At 69.0% G+C, this 22,536-nt stretch carries 21 protein-coding genes; 9 read left to right on the plus strand and 12 right to left on the minus strand.

Annotated elements, in window-relative coordinates:
• Positions 1-2: 2 nt before the first annotated feature.
• The 4 genes from ACWDU4_RS02580 to ACWDU4_RS02595 all read left to right on the plus strand — a co-directional run bounded on the left by ACWDU4_RS02580 (position 3) and on the right by ACWDU4_RS02595 (position 4,667).
• Positions 3-2,351, plus strand: coding sequence for an arylsulfatase (locus ACWDU4_RS02580; protein ID WP_450112279.1), 2,349 nt, complete (start codon positions 3-5; stop codon positions 2,349-2,351).
• Between the two features lie 92 nt (positions 2,352-2,443).
• Entirely contained in the window at positions 2,444-3,379 is a 936-nt protein-coding gene (locus ACWDU4_RS02585; RefSeq protein WP_450112280.1) for an ABC transporter ATP-binding protein, read from the plus strand.
• Complete coding sequence (locus ACWDU4_RS02590) at positions 3,369-4,181, plus strand: ABC transporter permease (protein WP_450112281.1); 813 nt, start codon at positions 3,369-3,371, stop codon at positions 4,179-4,181. Before ACWDU4_RS02585 ends, ACWDU4_RS02590 begins: the two co-directional genes overlap by 11 nt.
• A 132-nt stretch (positions 4,182-4,313) precedes the next feature.
• Positions 4,314-4,667 carry a VOC family protein gene (locus ACWDU4_RS02595; RefSeq protein ID WP_450112282.1) on the plus strand — a complete coding sequence of 118 codons (354 nt, stop codon included), beginning with the start codon at positions 4,314-4,316 and terminating at the stop codon, positions 4,665-4,667.
• Between the two features lie 79 nt (positions 4,668-4,746).
• Here ACWDU4_RS02595 and ACWDU4_RS02600 read toward each other — a convergent pair whose 3' ends face one another.
• From ACWDU4_RS02600 to ACWDU4_RS02625, 6 genes are read right to left on the minus strand one after another with little or no spacing between them, the layout of a single operon-like run.
• Complete coding sequence (locus tag ACWDU4_RS02600) at positions 4,747-6,474, minus strand: CocE/NonD family hydrolase (RefSeq protein ID WP_450112283.1); 1,728 nt, start codon at positions 6,472-6,474, stop codon at positions 4,747-4,749.
• Positions 6,467-7,432, minus strand: a complete 966-nt coding sequence (locus ACWDU4_RS02605) for an MBL fold metallo-hydrolase (protein WP_450112284.1) — start codon at positions 7,430-7,432, stop codon at positions 6,467-6,469. The genes ACWDU4_RS02600 and ACWDU4_RS02605 overlap by 8 nt, the downstream gene beginning before the upstream one ends.
• A 1-nt stretch (position 7,433) precedes the next feature.
• Positions 7,434-8,351, minus strand: a complete 918-nt coding sequence (locus ACWDU4_RS02610) for an alpha/beta hydrolase (RefSeq protein ID WP_450112285.1) — start codon at positions 8,349-8,351, stop codon at positions 7,434-7,436.
• Positions 8,352-8,363: 12 nt separating this feature from the next.
• The gene (locus ACWDU4_RS02615; protein ID WP_450112286.1) at positions 8,364-9,491 is read right to left on the minus strand and encodes an FAD-dependent oxidoreductase; all 1,128 of its coding nucleotides are present in this window, start codon (positions 9,489-9,491) and stop codon (positions 8,364-8,366) included.
• A 54-nt stretch (positions 9,492-9,545) separates the two neighbouring features.
• Positions 9,546-10,499: a phosphotriesterase family protein gene (locus ACWDU4_RS02620; protein ID WP_450112287.1), complete on the minus strand. Its 954-nt coding sequence runs from the start codon at positions 10,497-10,499 to the stop codon at positions 9,546-9,548.
• Between the two features lie 46 nt (positions 10,500-10,545).
• A complete protein-coding gene (locus tag ACWDU4_RS02625; protein ID WP_450112288.1) occupies positions 10,546-11,562 on the minus strand; it encodes a phosphotriesterase family protein in 1,017 nt (338 codons plus the stop codon).
• Between the two features lie 147 nt (positions 11,563-11,709).
• Here ACWDU4_RS02625 and ACWDU4_RS02630 point away from each other — a divergent pair, with 147 nt between their 5' ends.
• Positions 11,710-12,297 carry a TetR/AcrR family transcriptional regulator gene (locus ACWDU4_RS02630; RefSeq protein ID WP_450112289.1) on the plus strand — a complete coding sequence of 196 codons (588 nt, stop codon included), beginning with the start codon at positions 11,710-11,712 and terminating at the stop codon, positions 12,295-12,297.
• Here ACWDU4_RS02630 and ACWDU4_RS02635 read toward each other — a convergent pair.
• The 6 genes from ACWDU4_RS02635 to ACWDU4_RS02660 form a co-directional block, all read right to left on the minus strand.
• The gene (locus tag ACWDU4_RS02635; RefSeq protein ID WP_450112290.1) at positions 12,257-13,966 is read right to left on the minus strand and encodes an MFS transporter; all 1,710 of its coding nucleotides are present in this window, start codon (positions 13,964-13,966) and stop codon (positions 12,257-12,259) included. The genes ACWDU4_RS02630 and ACWDU4_RS02635 overlap by 41 nt on opposite strands.
• A 222-nt stretch (positions 13,967-14,188) precedes the next feature.
• The gene (locus tag ACWDU4_RS02640; RefSeq protein WP_450112291.1) at positions 14,189-15,112 is read right to left on the minus strand and encodes a LysR family transcriptional regulator; all 924 of its coding nucleotides are present in this window, start codon (positions 15,110-15,112) and stop codon (positions 14,189-14,191) included.
• A gap of 41 nt (positions 15,113-15,153) precedes the next feature.
• Complete coding sequence (locus ACWDU4_RS02645) at positions 15,154-16,290, minus strand: NAD(P)/FAD-dependent oxidoreductase (protein ID WP_450112292.1); 1,137 nt, start codon at positions 16,288-16,290, stop codon at positions 15,154-15,156.
• Positions 16,287-16,496, minus strand: a complete 210-nt coding sequence (locus tag ACWDU4_RS02650) for a ferredoxin (RefSeq protein ID WP_450112293.1) — start codon at positions 16,494-16,496, stop codon at positions 16,287-16,289. Before ACWDU4_RS02650 ends, ACWDU4_RS02645 begins: the two co-directional genes overlap by 4 nt.
• On the minus strand, positions 16,493-17,671 hold the full coding sequence (locus ACWDU4_RS02655; protein ID WP_450112294.1) for a cytochrome P450: 1,179 nt from the start codon (positions 17,669-17,671) through the stop codon (positions 16,493-16,495). The genes ACWDU4_RS02650 and ACWDU4_RS02655 overlap by 4 nt, the downstream gene beginning before the upstream one ends.
• A gap of 89 nt (positions 17,672-17,760) precedes the next feature.
• On the minus strand, positions 17,761-18,528 hold the full coding sequence (locus tag ACWDU4_RS02660) for an IclR family transcriptional regulator (protein WP_450112295.1): 768 nt from the start codon (positions 18,526-18,528) through the stop codon (positions 17,761-17,763).
• A 59-nt stretch (positions 18,529-18,587) separates the two neighbouring features.
• Between ACWDU4_RS02660 and ACWDU4_RS02665 the strand changes: the two genes are divergently transcribed.
• The 4 genes from ACWDU4_RS02665 to ACWDU4_RS02680 are packed head-to-tail and all read left to right on the plus strand — an operon-like array spanning position 18,588 to position 22,535.
• Complete coding sequence (locus ACWDU4_RS02665; RefSeq protein WP_450112296.1) at positions 18,588-19,724, plus strand: cupin domain-containing protein; 1,137 nt, start codon at positions 18,588-18,590, stop codon at positions 19,722-19,724.
• The gene (locus ACWDU4_RS02670; RefSeq protein WP_450112297.1) at positions 19,721-20,557 is read left to right on the plus strand and encodes a fumarylacetoacetate hydrolase family protein; all 837 of its coding nucleotides are present in this window, start codon (positions 19,721-19,723) and stop codon (positions 20,555-20,557) included. The genes ACWDU4_RS02665 and ACWDU4_RS02670 overlap by 4 nt, the downstream gene beginning before the upstream one ends.
• Positions 20,554-21,264 (plus strand): maleylpyruvate isomerase family mycothiol-dependent enzyme, encoded by a 711-nt coding sequence (locus ACWDU4_RS02675; protein ID WP_450112298.1) that lies wholly within the window; start codon positions 20,554-20,556, stop codon positions 21,262-21,264. The genes ACWDU4_RS02670 and ACWDU4_RS02675 overlap by 4 nt, the downstream gene beginning before the upstream one ends.
• An 11-nt stretch (positions 21,265-21,275) precedes the next feature.
• Positions 21,276-22,535, plus strand: a complete 1,260-nt coding sequence (locus ACWDU4_RS02680) for an FAD-dependent monooxygenase (RefSeq protein WP_450112299.1) — start codon at positions 21,276-21,278, stop codon at positions 22,533-22,535.
• Position 22,536 lies beyond the last annotated feature (1 nt).

The following is a 22,536-nucleotide window of genomic DNA, read 5'->3' on the forward strand; positions in this document are numbered from 1 at the left end:
CAATGAACCGACATTCGATCCCGATCGTCCGCACCGAGCCGCAGATCGCTCCCGCGGTCAACCTCTGCGACCAGCAGACCCCGTTCGCGCGGCCCACACCGATCCGCCCGCCCGCCGGGGCACCGAACGTCCTGCTGATCATGCTCGACGACGTCGGATTCGGCGCGTCGTCCGCGTTCGGCGGACCGTGCCGCACCCCCACCGCGGAGCGGCTCGCCGAGGACGGCGTCAAGTACACCCGTTTCCACACCACCGCACTCTGCTCCCCGACCCGCGCCGCGACGCTGACCGGGCGCAACCACCACAGTGTCGGGATGGGCGTCATTTCGGAAATGGCCGGTGCCGCACCGGGATACAACGGAACCCGTCCGGACTCCGCCGCCACGGTCGCTCGGGTGCTGCAGGGCAACGGCTACGCGACCGGCGCGTTCGGCAAGATGCACCAGACCCCCGCGTGGGAGGTCACCGAGGCCGGGCCGTTCGACCGCTGGCCGGGCCGTGAGGGCTTCGACAAGTTCTACGGCTTCCTCGGTGCCGAGGCCGACCAGTTCACCCCCGTCCTGTACGAGGACTTCAAGGTCGTGGACCTGCCCCGGACCCCCGAGGAGGGGTACCACCTCAGCGAGGACCTCGTCGACCACGCGCTGCAGTGGATCGAGGGGGTGCACACGATGGATCCGGACAAGCCGTGGTTCTGCTACCTGCCGTTCGGGGCCTGCCACGCCCCGCTCCAGGTGCCCGAGCGCTACCTCGACAAATACCGCGGCGAGTTCGACCACGGCTGGGATCGTCAGCGCGAGATCACCCTCGAACGCCAGAAGGCGCTGGGCGTGGTGGCTCCCGACACTGTGCTGGCGCCCTGGACGGGCGATCTGCCGCACTGGGATTCGCTGAGCGACGACCAGAAGAAGGTCTCCGCGCGCCTGATGGAGCTGTACGCGGCGTTCCTCGAGCACGCCGACGACGAGGTCGGCCGCCTGACCGATCACCTGCGCGAGCTCGGCATGCTGGAGAACACCCTCGTGATCTACATGCTCGGCGACAACGGGGCATCGGCCGAGGGCGGAATCGAAGGGTCGTTCAACTACCTCGCCAACCTCAACGGTTACCGCACCACCACCGAAGAGGTACTCGAGCGGTTCGACGAGCTCGGCACCCCGACGAGCTACCCGCACTACCCCGCCGCGTGGGCGCAGGCCCTCGACACCCCCTACCAGTGGGCCAAACAGGTGGCCTCGCACTACGGCGGCACCCGCAACGGCCTGGTCGTGCACTGGCCGGCCGGCATCACCGAGACCGGCGGTGTCCGCAACCAGTGGCACCACTGCGTCGACATCACCCCCACCATCCTGGAGGCGGTGGGCGTCCCGGCCCCGCACACGGTCGACGGCGTCGCGCAGAAGCCGTTGGAGGGGGTCGCGATGAACTACTCGTTCAACGACCCCAGCGCCGAAGAGCGGCACACCACACAGTATTTCGAGATCTTCGGCAACCGCGGAATCTACGATCACGGCTGGACCGCGGTGACCGTGCATCGGGCACCCTGGCTGATGGCGACCCACGGACTGGAACTCCCGAGCATGGACGACGATCGCTGGGAGCTGTACGACACCACCACCGACTGGTCCCAGGCGCGAGATCTCGCGCAGGAGTATCCGGAGAAGCTCGAACAGCTCAAGCGGAAGTTCCTCGTGGAAGCCGCCAGATACCAGGTGCTTCCACTCGACAACCGCACGGTCGGCCGGAACACCACCCCGGAGTCCCGGCCTCCGCACCCTTTGCGGGGCAGGCACGGCATCACGCTGTACCCGCACATGAACGGGCTGGTGGAGAAGGCTGCGCCGTCGTTCTTCAACCGTTCGTACACGGTCACTGCCTCGCTCGGCACGGCCGGGCAGCCTTGTGAGGGAATGCTGATCGGAATCGGCGGCAGATTCGGTGGTTTCGCCCTGTACGTACTCGATTCACGTCCGGTCTTCTGCTACAACTTCAGCGGCGGTGGACGGACCTACGTTCGTGGCACCGATCCGCTCACCTCATCCGCCCAGGAGGTGTCCGTCGAGTTCGTCTACGACGGCGGCGGCACCGGCAAGGGCGGCACCGCGATTCTGTCCGTGAACGGCATCGAGGTGGCGCGGGAACGGATCGAACAGACCACGCGCGCGATGTTCAGCATGAACGAGCAACTCGATGTCGGGGTCAACCGTGGCAGCCCGGTGTCCGAGGAGTTCGCCGATCGCGGCCGGTTCGCGTTCACGGGCCGGCTCCACCACGTGCGGGTCGACCTTCCGCAGGCGGAGCACGGGGTGAGCGAGAGCGAACGCCGTCGGATCGCCCTCGCGACCCACTGACGGCCGCGGCCGCCCGGTCCCCGGGGTCCACAGCGACTCCGCGACCGGGCGGCCGGACTGCGCCCGGCGGGCGACCGTCCTATATTCGACGAGTGTTCTCAGCGCGGGCGCCGATCGTCGACGTCGACAAGCTGACCCGCCGATTCGGTCCGCGGCGGGGCATCACCGATGTCTGCTTCACCATCGCGCCCGGCGAGGTGTTCGGCTTCCTCGGACCCAACGGCGCGGGCAAGTCCACCACCATCCGGCTCCTGCTCGGTCTGTACCGCCCGACGTCCGGCCGGATGCGGCTGTTCGGCCTGGACCCGACCCGCGAGGGCGTCCGGATCAACCGCCGCGTCGGATACCTACCCGGTGAACTCGCGCTGTACCCCAAGCTGACCGGGGCACAGCACCTGGATCGGCACGCACGCATCCGGGGCCTCACCGACCGCACCTATCTCGACGAACTCGTGCGACGGTTCGGCGCCGAACTCGACCAGCCGATCCGCACGCTGTCCAAGGGCAACCGTCAGAAGATCGGGCTGGTGCTCGCCTTCATGCACCGCCCCGAGCTGCTCGTGCTCGACGAGCCGACGTCGGGGCTGGATCCGTTGATGCAGGACGAGTTCGCGCGGCTGATCCGCGAAACCGTCGACGACGGCCGCACGGTGCTGCTGTCCTCGCACGACCTCGAGGAGGTGCAGCGGCTGGCGCACCGGCTCTCGATCATCAAGGAGGGCCGGATCGTCGTCACCGACAGCGTCGACGGCCTGCGCCGCAGCGCCCCGCGCACCGTCGAGTTCCGGTTCGACCGCGCCGTCACCGCCGCCGACTTCGCCCACCTCGACGGGGTCGAGGTGCGCACATGCGCGGACGGCCGGGTGACGCTGTCTGTGACCGGGCCTGTCGCCGGCCTGTTGTCCCGCGCCGGGAGCCTGGGCGCGGTGGACGTCTCGGCCCGCCGCGCCGATCTCGACGAGCTGTTCCTGCGCTTCTACCGCGACGAGTCGCAGGGGGAGCAGACGGGAGTCCCCGATGCGCACTGAGACCCCGGCGACCGGCGCACTGCAGGTGGCGGGTATCGACCTGCTGCTTCGCCGTCGATCGATGATCTGGTTCGCGGTCGGGATGGGCATCTACGCCCTCGTCGTCATTGCGCTGTACCCGACGTTCAAGGACGACACCGGGCTCGACGACTTCGCCTCGAGCAGCGAGACCATGGCCGCACTGTTCGGGATCAGTGGCTCCCTCACCTCGCCGGTCGGGTGGTTGAACGCGAACATCTACGGCAACTTCCTGCCGCTGGTCGTGCTGCTGGTGACCATCGGCTACGGCGCCTCCAGCCTGGCCGGACAGGACGAGGACGGCACCCTTGGCCTGGTCGTGGCAGCACCGCTGGCCCGGCGCGACATCGCCGCCGCGAAGTTCCTCGCGATGACGCTCCTGGCGATCCCGGTGTGCGTGGTCACCGCGCTGTGTGTCGTGATCGGTCAGGGTTTCGAGCTGACCGTCGACTACGGCGCACTCGCCGGGACCACCATGGGGGTGATCCTGCTCGGCGTGGTGTTCGGCGGGCTGGCGATGGCCCTGGGCGCCGCGACCGGCAGCCGGGGAGCCGCCGTGGGAATCACATCAGCGGTGGCGGCCGCCGCCTACCTGCTCAATTCTCTTGCTCCCGTGGTGCACTGGCTGCACCCTGCCCGGTTCGCGTCACCGTTCTTCTACGCGATCGGCGACAACCAACTCGAGGACGGTCTGCCCCTCGCGTGGGCCGGCGTGCTCCTCGGGCTCGCGGCGCTGACGCTCCTCGCGACCCTCGCGGCATTCGCCCGGCTCGACGTCGACTAGGCCGTTCATCGGATCCGGAGTCGCCGCGGCCGGCCGCCGGGTGGCGCACGGCACGGCCATGCGCCGGCGACTGCGCGCCATTCTCGGCGGATCGCTCTAGTCTGTACGAACTTTCAACGAAGGAGAGAAGTCTTGAGCGACTACGAAGTGAAGATGATCGTGCTGTCCACCGACGATCTCGACGAGTCCATCGGGTTCTACAGCGACACCCTGGGCATGGCGTTGAAGTTCCGCGACGGTGCCCATTTCGCCGCACTCGACGGCGGCGGTGTGACCCTCGCGCTCGCGACCGCGGTCGATCATCCGATCCACGGCCAGGTGGTCGTCGGCATCAAGACCGCGGACGTCGACGCCGCCGCGAAGGCGATCGAGGAGGCCGGTGGCGGCATCGTGAAGGGCCCGTACGACGACGCGCACGAGCGCCGCGCGGTGGTCTACGACAACAAGGGCAACGGGCTGGTGTTCTACAGCCCGCTCAAGCGCTGACACACAGGGCCCGGAAACCCAGCGGCCCGGGTCGACTCCGTGCGGGAATCGACCCGGGCCGCTGCGCACGAACGGGTGACTACTTCCCCGCCGCGCCCGTCGTGAACGGCAGGACGAGCCGCGACGGGTGGGCGGCGTCCCGGTAGATCTTGTGGGTGACGGGGCGACCGACCGGCAGGTGGAAGGCGTCCGGCGGCAGCAGCGCGTTGTGTTCGTCGGCGAGGGGTTCGTTGTTGGACAGCTCCGCCACCAGTTTGTGGCCGGGCCGGAAGGCGTTCGCGAACGGGTACAGACGCAGCACGTACTCCTCGATCACACCCGGCTCGACCGGCACCGCGCGGGTGTGCGGGTGGTACGGGTCGCCCTCGGTGGTGCGCTCGTCGAGCTCACGGTGCGAGGCCTTCAGGTAGCCGGTGGTGATGAGCTGGCGCTTGCCATTCGGCGCGAAGTCCCACAGGCGCAGAATGAAATTCGTGTCGGGCTGGTCGATCTCGGCGAAGATGTGGGCCGCACCGGTGCCGATCATCTCGGTGGGTTCCTCGAAGACGGGTGTCTCCCACGCGAGGATCTCGACCTTGTCGGTGACGGTCAGCGGGGCCTGGTAGAACCCGTCCGGAGCGGCGTACTGCGCGCCCATCGGTTCCGGATCCGTGGAGAGCTTGCCCCGTGGGCGCAGGTACAGCGACCGGTGTTCGACGTCCTTCGGCGGCCACTGGTCGGCGGCGATCTTCTCGCGGGAGCCCTCGACGAACACGCTCACCGCGGGCTCGTCCATGATCCCGTTGTCGATGCCCTTGAGCCAGTGGTCGTACCACCGGAACATCTTGTCGTGCTCCTCGATGAAGGGGCGTGACTGCATTGGCGGGTACGGACCGATGTCGAGCTTCTTGGGCCCCTTCAGGGTGTGGAACAGCTCGATGGTGCCGTCCATCGTCCAGCCACGCCCCTGGTCGATCTGCAGGTAGACGGGGATGTCGATGTTCCGCGCGAGATTGACGGGGTTGCGTTCCTCGTACCACTCGCCGTCGACCTCGTTGGTAACGATGTCGAACCAGGCCTCGTGGTTCTTCGGGTAGTTCAGGACGTGCGCGAGGTTCGGCCAGGCCGCGACGTCGGGGTCGGCGAGGCGCTCGGCGACGCGCTTGGCGATCTCGTCTTCCGAGTAGGTCTCGAGCATGCGGGACTTGACCCGATCGGTGAACGCCCACCCCGAGTCACCGCCACGGCCTTCGCGGGCCGCGCGCGGCATGAACCACATGATGCCGCCGTGATAGGTGGTCTCGTAGAAGTCGTAGTGCCCGCCGGAGACGAAGATCGCCTTGAGATGCGGCGGACGTTCGGCGGCGGCGAGGATCTGCATCGACCCGAAGTAGGAGATGCCGATCATGCCGACGTTGCCGTCGCACCACGGCTGCGCCGCAACCCATTCGATGAAGTCGTACGCGTCCTGCCCGAGCGAAACACCACCGGCGTTGTAGTTGCCGATGTGCTCGCCCTCGGAGGCTCCGGAGCCACGGAGGTCACCGATGACGTGAACGTACCCCTCCTCCACCACCCGGGCGATGTCGCCGGCCTCGATGCAACCGTCCCACATCGGGCTCGGCCGTCGCTGCGGCGGCGTCGTGAGCGCGAGTGCCTGCAGTTCCTTGCCGTAGGGGCTCAGCGCAACCAGGGCGGGCCGCGGTGCGTCGCCCTCGCGGGCGTAGGTGTCGGCGGCGAGTTCGACGCCGTCCCGCATCGGAATCCGGAGGTTCTTGCGGATGTGGATGGTCTGTCCACCCGCATCGAAGGTGTCGACCTCAGCCATGGGTGTGCGGCTCCTGTCGTGTCGAAGGGTCGTGCTGGGTTCGGTAGCCGTGCAGCGTCGTGAAGAACGGGGACGGTTCGAGCGTCGGATCGTTCTCGTAGCCGAGGTCGTCGGCGACCGAGGCGAACGGCGAGTACGGCGAGTCGGTGTCGGGCAGTCCGCTGCACAGGCAGTGGTGCGCCGCGGCGGCGACCCTCGTTTCGACGTCGACGCTCTCGGCGAGCGCCTCGGCGGCCTGGGCGGCGTCGAGTTCGACGCCGTAGGCGACACCGTCGGTGCGCCGGTACGGGTGCCCGAGATACAGGTGCTGGGGGCGGATCTCGTCACGCAGGTACCGCAGGCTCGACCGGTAGCCGTCGGGATCCTCGTAGCCGGGGAATCCGTTGGCCGCTCCGTGCACCTGGACGGCGTCGCCGACAAACACCGAGTTCTGGCCCTCCACCACGTAGGCGACCGATCCCGCGGTGTGGCCGGGGATAGAGTGCACGGAAACGGTGACGTCGCCGCCGAGCGAGAGGGTTTCGCCTCCGCGCACCAGCACGGTCGGTTCCATCTCACCGGAGATGACCGCGTGCGTCGCCGCGGTGACCTTCGCGGCGCCCTCGGCGTCGTTCAGGTACTTGCCGCGTGCCCCCAGGTACTCGTCGACGTGCGCCTGCCGCGAGCGCAGCAGGTGGGCGTCGGCCTCGTGGATCACGACCTGCGCCTTCCGCCCCGTGGCCTCCCACAGCGAGTACGCCCCGCCGATGTGGTCGATGTGCCCGTGGGTCAACAGGATCCAGCGCACATCCTCGATCCGGCGGCCGAGCGCCTCGAGCGCGGGCGCCATGCCTTCGGCGGGCGACGACGCGATGCCGGTGTCGACGATCGCCGGCTCCGGGGCATCGATGAAGAAGGTGTAGAGGCCGAACCGGCCCCACGGCGAGACGATGGGGTGGATCTTCACCTCGCTCGCCACGTCACTCCCCCTGTCGCGTCAGGAACTCGGCGGTCTCCTCGAAGACGCGGTGGAACTCGGGGATCCACGAGAAGTTCTGCACGAAGCCGTGATTGGAGCCTGCGTAGCGGCGGACCGTGACGTCGACTCCGGCCTCCGTCAGCCGCGCGCCGTAGAGTTCCCCTTCGTCGCGCATGGGGTCGAACTCCGCGGTGACGATCAGCGCCGGCGGCAGCCCGGTGAGGTCCGCGCGCTTGATCGGCGAGACCCGCGGGTCGGCGGGGTCGGCACCGCTGTCGAAGTAGCAGGAGTTGAAGCCCTTGAGGCCGGCGGTCTCGACACCGTAGCCTTCGGCGTTCTCCCGCAGGGATGCGTAGCGGTCGACGTCGAAGTCCAGATCGAGCGACGGGTAGTACAGGATCTGATGGGTGATGCGGTCGAAACCCTCGTCGTGCGCCGCCGCCGCCACGGCGGCGACGAACGTGCCGCCCGAGCTGTCGCCGGCCAGCGCGAGGGTCTCACCGTTCCACTGCAGCGTGTCGCCGTTGTCGGCGGCCCACCGCACCACTGCGAGGCAGTCGTCGAGTCCCGCGGGGAACGCGGCCTCGGGGGCGCGGCGGTAGCCGACGGAGACGACCTTCAGTCCCGTTTCCTTCGCCAGGTTCCGGGCGACATGGTCGTGCGTGTCGAGACTGCCGAGGAAGAACGCGCCGCCGTGGAAATACACGAGCAGTCCGTAGGAGGCGGCGTCGACCGGGGTGTAGATCCGGACGGGCACGTCGCCGGCGGTGGTGTCCTCGACGGCGTGCAGGGGCAGGCGCTCCGCGACGGGCGGAACCTGCGATTCCTCGCCGGCGCGCATGGCCGCCGGGTCGAGCGGGCCGTCCGGCGGTGCGGGCAGCGACGCGAGGATCTCGGCGATCTGGGGGTGCAACGGCATGGCGCGCTCTCCTTACTTCGCGGCGGGCTGCTGGGCGGCGGGCTTCTGGCCCGGGAACACGTCGTTGACCTCGTCCTCGGTCCAGCCCTGGCGGGAGATGCGCTGGAGTTCGTCGGTCACAGGCTTGCGGGTCGCCTGGTAGGTCGCGAGTGCCTCCTTGACGGAGGCCTCGTCGCGCAGGGCGTCGGCGAGGGCGCCTGCGTCGAGGATCGCCGAGTTCGCGCCCTGCCCCTGGTGGTGCAGCATCGAGTGGGCGGCGTCGCCGACGAGGACGACGGCATCCGAGTGCCAGCGGTCGACCGGATCGATGTCGTACACGGCGCGCAGGTTCACGGTGTCCATGTCGATGTCGCGGGCGATCTGCACGATCCGCTCGTCGAAGCCCTCGAGCGTGGCGAGGAGGTTCTCCTTGGCGGCCTCCGGCGACCAGGTGCTGTCCGCACAGAGCGCGGTGACGTCGAAGGACACATCGTTGCGATGACGCAGCGGCAGGAAATACACCTTGGTGCCCTTGCCGATGTACATGCGCAGGTTGTCGTCGGTGGCCATGCCCTGTGCCGCGTCGGCGGAGATCACGGCGCGGTAGGCGTGCTCGCCGGAGAAGACAGGCCCCTGGTCGCTGAACAGTTCCTTGCGCACAACGGACTTGATGCCGTCGGCGCCGACGACGAGGTCGGCTTCGACGGTGGTGCCGTTGGTGAACGTGACGACGGACTTGTCGCCGCGGTCCTCGATGGTCTCGAGCTTGTGACCGAGCTTGACCATGCCCTCGGGGAGGACGCCCACGAGCGCGTCGATGAAGTCGCCGCGGTGGATGAGGTGGGTGTGGGTCTTCACCTCGTAGTCGTCCATGCCGGGCCAACTGTCCTTCATGATGGGTTCACCTGTGGCGGTGAGGATCTCGAAGTAGTCGCTGGGCGAGCTGACCTTCGCGATGGCGTCGAAGATCCCCCACTCGCGGAAGCGCTGCATGCTCGACGGGCGCAGGCCGATGCCTGCTCCCACCTCGTGGATCTCGGTGGCCTGTTCGTACACGGTGACGTCGGCGCCGAGCAGGCTCAGCGCCTTGGCCGATGCTGCGCCGGCGTATCCCGCGCCGATGATGGCGATGGTCAGGTTCTTCAGATCGGATGACTGCATGGTCTTTGTCTCTCTGGAGGGGCGCGTCGTTGCGCCGGAAGATCCGGGGTGGCCTCAGGCCTGGATGGTGAGGAAGTCGGCAGGGTTCTCGACGAAGAGCTTGGTGATGGTGGCCTCGTCCAGTCCGGCCCGGCGCAGGTCGGGAATGAGGTCCTCGAACAGGTAGTTCACGGTGTGGCCCTTGACGCCCGGCCAGCCGAGGGGGCTGCAGTTGGCATCGACACCGGCGAGCACCCGGTCCAGGTGGCCCGCCTCGAGGAACCCGAGGAAGTGGTCCAGGCGCTCCTTGCGGGGGCGGGCCCAGAACGGCGGGTCCTCGAGTTCGGTCTCGTAGCCGAAGGTGTCGAAGCCGACCCGGCCGCCCTGCTCGGCGATCCAGCGGTCACGGGTCTGCGACGCGTTCACGCCGTCATCGGCGTGCCCGAACAGCACGCGGTCCAGCGGGAGGCCTTCCTCGGTGAAGATGGCGATGGCGTTCTCGGCGTCGATCGCCAGGTGGGTGAGGATCGGCACGCCGGTGTGCAGCGCGGCGCGGGCGGCGGCGCGGTAGATGCGCTTGTCCAGTTCGGTCATCTTGCCGCCGCGGCTGACTCCGACCTTGATGACGCCGGCACGGCTGCCGGTGTCCCCGATGCCGACGGTGATCTCGTGAACGAACTGCTGCGTCAGGTACTCCACGCTCGCGCGCTCGAAGAACGGCAGCGCGGTGTCGCCGCCGACGAATCCCGTGCAGGCGACGATGTGGACCCCGGTCTTGGCGGACAACGACTTGTAGTAGTCGATGTCGCGACCGTTGCAGATGCCGGTGACGTCGACGAAGGTCCCGCCGCCGTACTCGTGGAACTTGCGCAGCTTCGGGACGGTCTCGGAGTACCGCTCCTCCGGGGTCTTCCACCACCTCGTGTCCAGTTCGGACCCGGGCATGCCGTACCCGATGTGCTCGTGGATGGCGACGATGCCCAACTCCTCGGTCGGGATCGGTCCCAGGACGGTGTTCACTCTCGACACAACAACTCCCCTTCGGGAAAGAAAACTTCGGTGGTCAGGTCCGGTGTCAGCGCACGGATGGTGCCGGGCGGGTCGACTGCACCGTCAGCAGCTCGCGCGGGTTGGCCACGAGGATGCGCTGGACGTCCTCGTCGCTCAGGCCCTGGGCCGCGAGGAGCGGTACGAACGCCGACAGGAGGTGACTGAACGGAACGTCGCGCGCGGGCTGCCCCTTCGCGACACCGATCGCGTTGCTCGAGAGCAGGATTCGGTTGCCGAGGCCGGCCTCTACGAGTTCGCGCACCACGGCTGCCCGCTCGTCGTCCGAGACGAAGGTGTCGCCCTCGGTCCCCACGTTGTCGATCGCGACGAAGGCGCCGAGGCGAGCGATCTCGAGCGGCGCGCCGGCGGCGACCGCGTCCTTGCGGTCGAGGCCGCCGACGACGACCCGATCGGCAGGCAGCTTCTCGCCGAGGACGACCCCGAGGTCGGCCGTCGCGTCGGAGCCGTAGCGGATCGACGCGGCGACACCGGTGCTGCGCGCTGCGCGGGCGGCGCCGCGGAACAGGCTCTCCTCGGTGGCGGTCATACCGTCGTGGTTCGCGGCGGTGACGACGATGCCCGCGGCGCCGCGACGCTCCACCCGGGGCACCACCATGCCCTCGGTGACCTCCTTGGCGAACAGGTCGGCGAACTTCTCCGCCGGCCACGGCATCGGCGGATTGGTCTGCGGCGTCAGGAAATAGCCGCCGAGCAGGTTCTCCGGACCCATGCCCGTCGACGCGATGATGTGCACACCGGTCGAGCGGGAGAGCGCCTCGTACAGCCTCACATCGCGGCCGTGGAACATGCCGGTGCTGTCGACGATCGTCCGGCCGCCGTGGTTCCGGAAGTCGGTGAGCTTCGCCTTCAACGTCTCGAAGATCTCGGCGCGGTCGAAGGTGATGTCGAATGCGTGCTCCGCGCCGGGCACCACCGACAGCATCGCCTCGTGAATCGAGACGACACCCAGGTCGTCGGCGGAAACGGGGCCGAGGACCGTGCGGACGGTGCGTCCCTCGGCGGAGGTCTGGGTGCCCATCATCGGCACTTCCTTTCGTCGGCGTCGTGCCGGCACGACGTGGTCCACCTCACGGTAGATTTAGGATTACAGAGTGTCAAGTAACATTTCATTGCGATGTGTGGAGTTGCAAAATGCCACGTCAGTGCACTGAAGCTAGAATCTGGGTCCATGTCACTTCGCGCCGCGCAGAAGCAGATGACCTACGAGCTCTTCCTCGCCAAGGGGCTCGAGCTGTTCGACACCAAGGGCTACGCGGCGACGACGATCGACGACATCGCCACCGCGGCGGGCTCCACCCGAACCACCTTCTACCTGCACTTCTCGTCCAAGGCCGACGTGATGAGCGCGTTGCTGACCAAGGTCGACGGGATTCTCACCGCCGCGGACAAGCCGCCGCTGACCGAGCTGGTCGCCTCGGGTTCGCGCAGCGAGATCCGCGCGTGGCTGGACCGCAAGTTCTCCCAGTGGGACGAGATCAAGCCCTACCTCACCGCGTCCTACCAGGCCTTCACCGAGCCGGCCGTGGCGGCCAAGACCGAGCAGTGGTTCGAGGACGCCGTCGGCGAGATGATCGAAGGACTCAACAGGGCGGATCGTGTGGCGCCCGATCGTCGTCGGATCCGCTGCGTGCTCGCCTTCGGCCAGCTCGAACACCTCTCGCGCCGCTACTTCTCCGTCGGCTGGCTCACCCCCCGCGAGATCTGCCTCGACGAGATCACCGAATCGTGGTGCTACCTGCTCGAGGCGGCGAACTGAGCACCGCTCGGCGGACGGGCACGTCCCCGACCACGTCGGCGACCTCGTGCGCGGCATCCGTGCCCGGATCGGCGGCGACAGCGGATTCCGGGCGACTGCCGACCAGACCGAACAGTGTCAGCGCGGCGGACGCCGCGGCGCACAGGGCACACACCAGGAAGGCCAGGGCGTAGCCGCTGCCGAGCGAGGTGAGCGCCAGATCGTGGATCGCCGCCGGCATCCGCACCATCGGGTTGTCGGGACCGGGGACCCGAGTCGGATCGGTCGGCACCGGGATCACCGGCATCGAGTTGAGCGCCATCGCGCCGCCCTGGTCGCCGATCCCCATGACCGCGCCGGCATGAGCGTCACCGAGCCCGGACTCCCCCACGGCCGCATCGAGCCCGTCGCGGACCTTGCCGCCGGCGACACTGTTGGCCACCGCGGCGACCAGGACCGGCCCCAGCGCGAAACCGAAGTCGCGCAAGAGGTTCGTCGTGGCACTGGCCATTCCGGCCAGGTGCAGGGGAACCGTGGTGATGGCCACCGCGGTGATCGAGGCGACCGTGAACGCGAAGCCGACACCGAGCAGCAGCATCGGGAGCAGGAAGTCCGTCCACTCCGACGTGTGGACGTCGAAACGCGAGCACACGAATCCGGAGGCGGCGATCAGACCGAAGCCCGCGGTCAGCACCCACCGGGGTGAGACCCGGTGGATCAGCCGGGACACGACCGGCACCAGCAGGAACGCCGGACCCTGGATGACCAGGAACAGGACGCCGATCTTCAGCGGCGACACGTGCTGGACCGCTCCGAGCCAGATGCTCATCGAGAAGCAGGTGCCGAGGAATGCGAACATGCCGACGACGGCAGTGATGCCCGAGATCGCAAAGGCCCTGTTGGCGAACAGGTTCAGGTGCAGCAGCGGAACCTCGGTCCGCAGTTCGATGACAACGAACGCGATCAGGCAGGCGACGCCGAGGAGGAAGCCCGCCACGATCGCGGTCTCCCCCCATCCGACCTCCGACCCCTGGGTCAGCGCCCAGAGCACCGCGACGAGACCGACGGCCAAGGTGAGCTGCCCGGGCACGTCGAGCCGGCGCCCCTCCGGCGCGGACGAGTCCTGAGCACCCGCCGAGACGACGAACGAGAGCAGTGCCGCAGCGATCACGACACCGAATGCCCAGCGCCAGTTGGCATATTCGGCAATCAGCGCGGCCATCATCGGCGAGACTGCCGCGCCGAGCGACAAGAAGCCCGCCCACAGCGCGATCGCCCGGGCGCGAGCCTGGGCGTCGGGTGCAACGGCGGCGATCATCGTCAGCGAAATCGGATACAGGGCACCGGCGCCGACGCCTGCCACGGCCTGACCCACCCACATCACCTGCACCGTGTCGGCGAGCACGCACAGTGCCGCGCCAGCGACGATCAGCAGCGCCCCTCCGAGGAGCAGGCGCTTGCGCCCGAACATGTCGCCGAGGACTCCGAAGGTCAGCTCGAAGACGACCATCGTCGTCGCGAAGGCGGCGCTGATCCAGGTCAGTTCCGCGCCGGAGATGTTGAAATGCTGCTGGAACGTGCCGTTCAGCGCTCCGGGCAGCGAGTACGCCACCTGCGCCACCATGACGGCGAGGCACGCGGCGACGAGGGTCGCCCGGTATCCGGACGGCCGCACGGACGTCTCACTCATCGATTGCTCCTTGGTCGAATGTCCTGGCCGTCGACCCGACAGCCGGAAGCGTTCTGTGACCCCCATCACGAACTGAGTGAGCAATCTGTCACATCGCACAACAGAGCGTCAAGTATTTGAACAGAGCATCAACCCAAGGCGGGTGGCCGAAGCGGGAGGCGGGCCTTCACACGCGGGAGGCCGGACCCCGGCGCGCTCCGAGCAGGGTGGCCCGAGGTTCGGTCAGACCTCGTCGAAGGCGGCGACCTCGACCAGGATGCGACGCAACCATCCGACGAATTCGTCGTCGGCGAGGCGCGGGTTCCACACCATGTCGATGTCCAGCGACGGAATCGGCAGCGGGAACTCTTCGATGCGCAGGTCCTCCCGGGTCGCCACCGCCACCCGGTAGGTGTGGATCGCAACGCCGCCGGCCTGCGCCACCAGGTGCGGGATCGTCATGAAGTCGGAGATCAGCTGCCCGATCCGGTACTGCACACCGTGCGCGTCCAGGGCGGCGTAGGGCATCACCCGATGCCGGGCGTCGTAGGTCGCGTGGGGCAGCGTGGTGAGCAGGTCGAGCGCCGTCGCGGCGGGATCGGTGTCGGGATGCGCGATCACGACCCAGCGATTCTCGTAGAGCCGCTCACGCGGATAGGGCGCGGCGAACGCCGTCGGCAGCAGGACGACGTCGACCCCGTCGTCGGTGAAGTCGCTCGGCTGCGGATCGACGAAAGTGCGCAGCCGCAGGGTCGAGTTCGGCGCCCGCTCGGCGATCAAGCGCGCCAGCGCCGGACCGATCACGAACGCGATACTGCTGGTTGTCGACACCGTGATCGTGCGACGGTCACGCGCGGGGTCGAAACCGGCGAAGTTCACCACGCGCGCGGCCTGCCGCAGCACCTCGCGCAGCGGCGCGACCAGCTCGTGGGCGCGGGGAGTCAGGACCAGACCGGTCCCCTGCCGCACGACCAGGTCGTCACCGATCAGCCGGCGCATCCGGCCCAGCGCGTGACTCATCGCCGGCTGCGACATGCCGACCCGCTCGGCGGCGCGGGTGACCGACACCTCCTCGAACAGCGCGAGCATCGGCACCAGCAGGTTCAGGTTGACCGACGCGAGTCGCTCCAGAGCGAGATCACTCGGGCGGTCCCGGGATTCGTTCATCAACCCGGACTGTACGCGCCCGTTCGCCGATGCCCCATCGGTCACACGAGGGCAGCTGCGCCGCTGTGAGCCAAGCGGCGCAGCTTCGGAATCGGGATGCGGTGGTTGACCGCCACCGCGACCCCCGCGCCGTCGTCGTGCGTCCAGTGCATCACCGAAGGTCCGCACGGGCTCTCGCCGACGAGAAAACCGGGACCACCGGTCACGGGCAGGTGTCCGACCGCCTTGAGGTTCACCCCGAACTGTTCGGTCCAGAAGTAGGGGTTCAGGTCGAGTTCGGGCGCGTCGTCGCCCGTGAGCAGTGCCGCCGCAGCGACCTTCGCCTGGTCGATCGCGCTGCTCCACAACGGGATCCGGCGCACACCCCACCGGGTCGGGACGGCAGCGACATCACCGGCAGCGACGATGTCGGCGCGCAGACGGCAGCGGGTGTCGGTGACGAGGCGACCGTCCGGACACAGCGCGCCCAGCCACTCGGTGTTGGGGATGTCGCCGACGGCGCTCACGATCAGGTCCGCACCGATCCGGGATCCGTCACCGAGAAGCACGGAGCCCCCGCCGATCCCAGTGGCCACACCGGTGACGACGGTAAGACCACGGTCGAGGGCCGCGGCGGTCAAGGTGTCCGACAGGTACCGGCCCAGATGGGTCAGCATCGGCGGTCCGTCCGCGACGAGCGTGACCCGGCTGCCCGCCGACAGTGCCGCCGATGCGATCTCCATGCCGAGCGGACCGGCGCCGACGACCACGACGGACGGCTGCTGCGCGAGCCGTTCGCGCAGCACGAGCGCGTCGTCGAGAGTGCGCAGCGTCAGCTCGGGGCTGTCGGCTCCGTCGAGCCGCCGCGCGCGAGAACCGGACGCGATGACGAGCCGGTCGTAGCCGAGTTCGGTGCCGTCGTCGAACCTCACGCGACGGATGTCGGGGTCGAGCCCGACCACGGCGACCCCGAGGATCTCGGTGGCCCCGTGGGTGGGCGGCGCCAGTTCGTGGGAGCCGCCGTCGACGAGCAGTGCCTTCGACAGTGCCGGTCGCGAGTACGCCGCGCGCGGTTCGTCGCCGACGACGGTCAGATCGCCGTCGAATCCGTTGGCGCGGAGGCTGTCGCACGCGGTCTGGCCGGCGATGCCGTTGCCGACGACCAGGATGCGGCGTGGTGTGCCGGTGGTGGTGGTCATTGCCGTCCCGTCAGGACGAGTTCGAGTGCGGCGACGGGGCAGACCCGGACGGCGGCGCCGGCGGCGGCGGCTTCGGGGCTGCCGTCGGTGAGCTCACCGGCGTCGATGACCAGTTCGCCGTCGTCGTCGAGGTGCATCAGGGCGGGAGCGGCTTCTTCACACAGTCCGTGGCCCTCACAGCGGGGCCGGTCGAGGACGATTCTCATGCGGGAACAACCTCCAGGATCTCGAGTTCGTCGATGGAACGGGTGATGTTGCTTGGCAAGCGGATCGGGTCCGCGCAGACGAGTCGCCTGGCGTGGACGGCGAGCGCCGCGATGACCGCGTGCGCTTCGAGCCGGGCCAGGCCCTGTCCCGCGCAGCCGTGCGGGCCGTACCCGAAGGACAGGTGGTCGGCCGGGTTGCGTTCGACGAGGAACTCGTCGGGGTTCGCGTAGTGCCGCGGGTCTCGGTTGCCTGCGCCGAACAGGACCGCGACCTGGGTTCCGGCGGGCACGTCGATGCCCTCGATCTCGACGTCACGGGTGACTTCCCTGCCCCAGGCGTGGACGGGCGCCCAGAAGCGAAGGACCTCGTTGAAGGCCGCCGAGACCAGGGAGGGGTCCCGGCGGACGAGCTCGAACTGATCGGGATGCTTGGCGAACAGCGCCACGACGTTGCCGATCGCGGAGATCGTGGTGTCCACACCGGCACCCAGGTACTGATGGATGATGTGACCGGCGGTGTTCGGCGGGATCGCGCCGCGGGCCTCGGCGTCGAAGATGCCGCGTCCCACCGATCCCGGGGCCAGGTCCTCGGCCCGGACACCGGCACACCAGGCGTAGAGCTCCCCCGCGATCGGGAAGTTCTCGGCGGTGCGCTGGTTCATCGGGCCGATGACCTCCATCGCGGCCTGTCCCCAGCGCAGCATGTTCTCCCGGACCTCGCCGGTGAAGCCGATCAGGTCGGCGACCACTTCCAGCGGAAACGCGCGGGCGAGGGCGTCGATCGCCTCGAAGGAACCCTGCGCGACCAGATTCGCGACCAGAGCGTCGGCCTTGGACTCGATCTGCCCCTTGAGTCCACGCAGGGCCCGCGGGGAGAGGTTCTCGGTGAGGGTCGCCCGCAGCTCGGTGTGGATCGGCGGATCCGAGGCGAGCGAAGTGCCCTGTAGCGCCTCGTTCACCGCCGGATTGAAGCCGATCGTGCGGGACGAGAACGTCGCGGGATCGCCGAGCGCGGCTCGGATCGTGTCGTAGCGGGTCAGGGCATGGACGTTGTTGGCGGGCAGGTGCACGACCGGGCCGAGCTCGCGGATCTGCGCGAACGTCGGGTACGGATCGGTGAGGACATCGTCGGCGAAGAGGTCCACGTCGGAGGTGGGCGGGGGGCTGCTGGTCATGCCTCCAGTGAAGTGACTGCAGTCACATTAATCCAACTCATAGTTTGCATGGATCGGCATTCACCTCGTTCATGGTTCCGGGGCGTGGTTCAGCGGGCCAGGTCGGCCTCGATGCCGTCCGCGGCCATGCGCAGGGTGGCCACGAGCGCCGGCAGCCGCTGACGGTCGTAGCGGACCGAGGGCATCGAGACCGACAGTCCGGCAACGACTTTCCCGGAGGCATCGCGCACCGGCACGCCGACCGCGACGACTCCGCGTTCGGAGCGCCCCTGGTTGACCGCGAAGCCCTGCCTGCGGATTCGGGTCAGTTCGGCCCTCAGCCGGGCCAGGTCCGGCGAGTCCCCCTCGGCCTCCTCGTAGCGCGCGACACCCACCTCGCCCAGTTCGCCGGGCTCGAGGTCGGCGAGCAGCAGCAGGCCGCCCGATGTGCGGCGCGCGGGAAAGACCATGCCCTCTCGCGAACCCACCCGCAGCGCCTGCGCGGACTCCACCGAGGCGATGAACCGGACCTCCGCACCGGTGCGGATGGTCAGGTTGGCCGACTCCCCCAACGCCTGCACCAGGCGTTCCATGTGCGGCAGTGCCGCCGATCGCAGGAGGGAGGTGGCCGAACGGGAGTGCTCGGCCAGCTCCAGGACCGGCCCGGCGCCGTACTGCCGTCCGGGCCGTTGCACCGCGAAGTCCCGGAAGACGAGCATCTGCAGCAGACGGTGCGCGGTGGACCGGGCGACCCCGAGCCGCTCGGCCGCCTCCGCGACGGTCAGGTCCCCCTCCAACTGCAGGATCGTCGCCAATCGCAGGGCGTGGTCCACGCTCGCGATCGCGTAGGCAGGCGGGGTCTTCTGCGGGTTCTGCACAGAATTCTGTATAGCAGAATCAGTTGTTCTGTACTGAGAAACAGCCTCACCCTGGAAGCATGACTTCGACCGACAACCCCGTCCGGCTCCGGGCCGTCGAGGCCCCGGGCCAGCCGGAGGTGACCCCGGCGCTCGAGGAGCTCTACCGCGGCTTCGAGTCCGAACTGCTGGTGCCGCTGTGGACCGAGATCGGCGACCTGATGCCCGCCCACCCACGCTCGCGTGCCGTGCCGCACCTGTGGAAGTGGGAGAACCTGGTCCGGCTCGCCGAGCGGGCCGGCGAGATCGTCCCGGTCGGTCGGGGCGGCGAGCGACGCGCGATCGCGCTGGCCAATCCGTCCCTCGGCGGACGCCCCTTCGCCACCCCCACCCTGTGGGCGGCCATCCAGTACCTCATGCCGGGCGAGGACGCCCCCGAGCACCGGCACACCCAGCACGCGTTCCGCTTCGTCGTCGAGGGCTCCGGGGTGTGGACGGTCGTCGGCGGGGACGCCGTCCCGATGAACCGCGGCGACTTCCTGCCGCAGGCGGGCTGGAACTGGCACGCGCACCACAACGCCACCGACAGGCCGATGGCCTGGATCGACGGACTCGACATCCCGTTCCAGTACCTGACGGAGGCACAGTTCTTCGAGTTCGGCCGCGACGAGATCACCGACGCGGAGCGGATCACCCCCGAGCGGTCCCGCTCCGAACGGCTGTGGGGTCACCCCGGGCTGCGCCCGCTGAGTGCGAACCCGGTCGCGCCGGGCACCCCACTGCTGTCCTACAAGTGGGAGCACACCGACCGTGCGCTCACCGACCAGCTGGCGATCGAGGCCGAGGGCCACGGCGGCACCGTCGAACCCGGCCACGCCGCGGTCCGCTACACCAATCCGCACACCGGAAGCGACGTCCTGCCGACGATGCGCACCGAGTTCCACCGCGTCGCGCGGGGCGCCGAGACCGCCCCGGTGCGGGAAACCGGGTCGAGCGTCTACCAGGTCTTCGACGGCTCGGGCACGGTCACCGTCGGCGACCACAGCTGGACCGTCACCCGCGGCGACCTGTTCGTCGTACCGTCCTGGACCGCCTTCTCGGTCCGATCCGAAGCCGGCGGCACCGACTCCGATTCCGGCGCCCTCGACCTGTTCCGCTTCGGCGACGCCCCCGTCTTCGAAGCACTCGCGCTCAACCGAATGGAGATTTCCCGATGAGGCTCAGCACAATTCGCACCGGCGGCTCGACCCGCGCAGTCAAGCTCGAGGGCGACCTGCTTGTCGATCTGGGCGATGCCGATCTGGGTGTCTTCCTGGCCCGCGACGACTGGCGAGAACGGGCCGCCGGTACCTCTGCCGACGGTGCCGCCACCTACCCGCTCGAAGGCGCCGACTTCGCGCCGGTGGTCCCGCAGCCGTCGAAAGTGGTGTGCGTCGGGCACAACTACACCAACCACATCAAGGAGATGGGCCGCGAGCTGCCCTCCTACCCGACGCTGTTCCCGAAGTTCGCCGACACGCTGATCGGCGCCAACGACGACGTCGTCAAGCCCGCCGAGACCGACGCCCTCGACTGGGAGGTCGAGCTCGTCGTCGTCATCGGCAAGCAGGTCCGCCGAGCGAACGACGCCGAGGCCGAGGCCGCGATCGCCGGCTTCACCGTGATGAACGACATCTCGGTGCGCGACTGGCAGTTCCGCACGATCGAGTGGACCCAGGGCAAGATCTGGGACTCCTCGACCCCGGTCGGCCCGTTCCTGGTCACTCCCGACGAGGTCGGTAGCGTCCGCCCCGCGCTGAAGGTCACCACGACCGTCGACGGCGAGGTCATGCAGCACGACGACACCGGAACACTGCTGTTCGACCCGGTCACCCTCGTCAAGTACGTCTCGACCGTCATCCGGCTCAACCCGGGTGACCTGATCGCGACCGGCACTCCCGCCGGCGTCGGGCACGCCCGCGACCCGAAGGTCTACCTGGTCGGCGGCGAGACCGTCGTGACCTCCGTCGAGGGCCTCGGTGCGTGCACCAACAAGGTGATCAAGGAATGACCCGCGAGTTCGCCGACACCCGCCGGTGGATGCAGCAGGGCACCGCGCTGTACCTCGCCGGTGTCGCGGGCCTCGACGAGGCGGGTCTCGCCGCGCCGTCCGGCCTGCCGGGTTGGAGCCGACGCCACCTCGTCGCCCACGTCGCCGCGAACGCCGAGGCCCTCGGCAACCTCGTGCACTGGGCCGAGACCGGGATCACCACCCCGATGTACGCCTCCCCCGACGCCCGCGCGCAGGGGATCGAGGAGGGTGCCCGGCGACCGGCGGCCGAACTGCTGTCCTGGGCACCGTCCTCGGCGGAGTGGCTCGAGGCGGAGATGGGCCGGCTCACCGACGAGCAGTGGAGCCGGTCGATCGTCACCGCCCAGGGGCGCACCGTCCCGGCAACCGAGATCCCGTGGCTGCGCACGCGCGAGGTCTGCATGCACGCGGTCGATCTCGGCACCGGCACCACGTTCGCCGACCTGCCGGCCGACTTCCTGGCTGCGCTCGGCGACGACATCGTCGCCAAGCGCAGCGCCGCACCCGCCGTCGCACTGCGGCTCGAGGCGACCGACGCCGACATCGCCTGGGACCTGCCGGGCACCGAAGCGGCGGTCATGGTCGCCGCACCCCTGGCCGACCTGATCGCCTACCTCAGCGGCCGCGCCGCCTACCTGTCGACCACCGACGGATCCCCCGCGCCGGCGCTGCCGGCATGGCTGTGAACGGAGACACCATGAACACACCCGACGTCATCGTCGTCGGCGGCGGCATCGGCGGTCTCAGCGCGGCGTTCGCGCTGACCCGGAAGGGCCTGACCGTCCGGGTACTGGAGCGGGCAGCGGCCTTCGGCGAGGTCGGTGCCGGTCTGCAGATCGCACCGAACTGCACCCGCATCCTCGACGAGTACGGGCTGCTCGACGAAGCCAAGAGCCTCGGCGTCGTTCCCGAGGCGATGGTCATGCGCGACGCCGTCGATGCAACGGAGCTGACCCGGCTGGACCTGGTCGACCTCGAAAGGCGTTACGGTTTCCCGTATCTGGTCATCCACCGGAGCGACCTGCACGGGATGTTCCTGCGGGCCTGCGAGCGCGCCGGCGTCGAGCTGATCACCGATGCCAAGGCCGTCGCCTACGAGAACACCGCAACAGGAGCGCTCGTCCGCCTCGCGAACGGGGACGTACACGAGGCCGGCCTGGTGATCGCGGCCGACGGCCTGCACTCCGTTGCCCGCAAGCTGCTGGTCGAGGACGAGCCGGTCTCGTCCGCGTACGTCGCGTACCGCGGCACGGTCCCGGTCGCGGACCTGGGCGACCGGCCGGTGGACCTGTCCGAGGTCGTCGTCTACGTCGGTCCCCGGCACCACTTCGTGCACTACGGACTGCGGGGCGGCGAAATGCTCAACCAGGTCGCCGTTTTCGAGTCTCCCAAGGCACTGGCCGGAGAGGACGACTGGGGCACCCCCGACGAGCTCGACGCCGCGTTCACCGGGGCCTGCCCGGAGGTCCGCGAAGGCATCCCGTTCATGTGGCGGGACAAGTGGTGGCGGATGTTCGACCGGGACCCGATCTCGAACTGGGTGCACGGCCGGATCGCGCTGCTCGGCGACGCGGCACACCCGCCACTGCAGTACATGGCCCAGGGCGCGATCATGGCCATCGAGGACGGCTGGGTGCTCGCCGAGCACGTCGCCCGGCTGCGGGACACCGACTCCGGTGCCTCGGTCGACTGGGACGCAATCCTGGCCTCGTACAACGCGGTTCGGCCCGAGCACTGCCGCCGCGTGCTCACCACCGCACGCGCGTGGGGTGAGCTGTGGCATCTCGACGGCGTGCCGCGTGAGCAGCGGAACCTGCTGCTGCGGGACCGCGACACGCACGACTACACCTACACCGACTGGATCTACGGGCCCACCGCCCTGTTCCCGGAAGACGAGGCACCGATGTACCCGATCGTGCCCCTCGCCTCGGCGGCCGAGCTGGTTCTGGACCGCTAGC

The organism is Rhodococcus sp. NPDC003348 (assembly GCF_053589375.1).

Coding starts and splice junctions, on each gene's coding strand:
- ACWDU4_RS02580 (WP_450112279.1), top strand. CDS start 3: ATGAACCGACATTCGATCCCGATCGTCCGCACCGAGCCGCAGATCGCT.
- ACWDU4_RS02590 (WP_450112281.1), top strand. CDS start 3,369: ATGCGCACTGAGACCCCGGCGACCGGCGCACTGCAGGTGGCGGGTATC.
- ACWDU4_RS02600 (WP_450112283.1), bottom strand. CDS start 6,474: ATGGCTGAGGTCGACACCTTCGATGCGGGTGGACAGACCATCCACATC.
- ACWDU4_RS02610 (WP_450112285.1), bottom strand. CDS start 8,351: ATGCCGTTGCACCCCCAGATCGCCGAGATCCTCGCGTCGCTGCCCGCA.
- ACWDU4_RS02615 (WP_450112286.1), bottom strand. CDS start 9,491: ATGCAGTCATCCGATCTGAAGAACCTGACCATCGCCATCATCGGCGCG.
- ACWDU4_RS02625 (WP_450112288.1), bottom strand. CDS start 11,562: ATGATGGGCACCCAGACCTCCGCCGAGGGACGCACCGTCCGCACGGTC.
- ACWDU4_RS02630 (WP_450112289.1), top strand. CDS start 11,710: ATGTCACTTCGCGCCGCGCAGAAGCAGATGACCTACGAGCTCTTCCTC.
- ACWDU4_RS02635 (WP_450112290.1), bottom strand. CDS start 13,966: ATGAGTGAGACGTCCGTGCGGCCGTCCGGATACCGGGCGACCCTCGTC.
- ACWDU4_RS02640 (WP_450112291.1), bottom strand. CDS start 15,112: ATGAACGAATCCCGGGACCGCCCGAGTGATCTCGCTCTGGAGCGACTC.
- ACWDU4_RS02645 (WP_450112292.1), bottom strand. CDS start 16,290: ATGACCACCACCACCGGCACACCACGCCGCATCCTGGTCGTCGGCAAC.
- ACWDU4_RS02650 (WP_450112293.1), bottom strand. CDS start 16,496: ATGAGAATCGTCCTCGACCGGCCCCGCTGTGAGGGCCACGGACTGTGT.
- ACWDU4_RS02655 (WP_450112294.1), bottom strand. CDS start 17,671: ATGACCAGCAGCCCCCCGCCCACCTCCGACGTGGACCTCTTCGCCGAC.
- ACWDU4_RS02665 (WP_450112296.1), top strand. CDS start 18,588: ATGACTTCGACCGACAACCCCGTCCGGCTCCGGGCCGTCGAGGCCCCG.
- ACWDU4_RS02670 (WP_450112297.1), top strand. CDS start 19,721: ATGAGGCTCAGCACAATTCGCACCGGCGGCTCGACCCGCGCAGTCAAG.
- ACWDU4_RS02675 (WP_450112298.1), top strand. CDS start 20,554: ATGACCCGCGAGTTCGCCGACACCCGCCGGTGGATGCAGCAGGGCACC.
- ACWDU4_RS02680 (WP_450112299.1), top strand. CDS start 21,276: ATGAACACACCCGACGTCATCGTCGTCGGCGGCGGCATCGGCGGTCTC.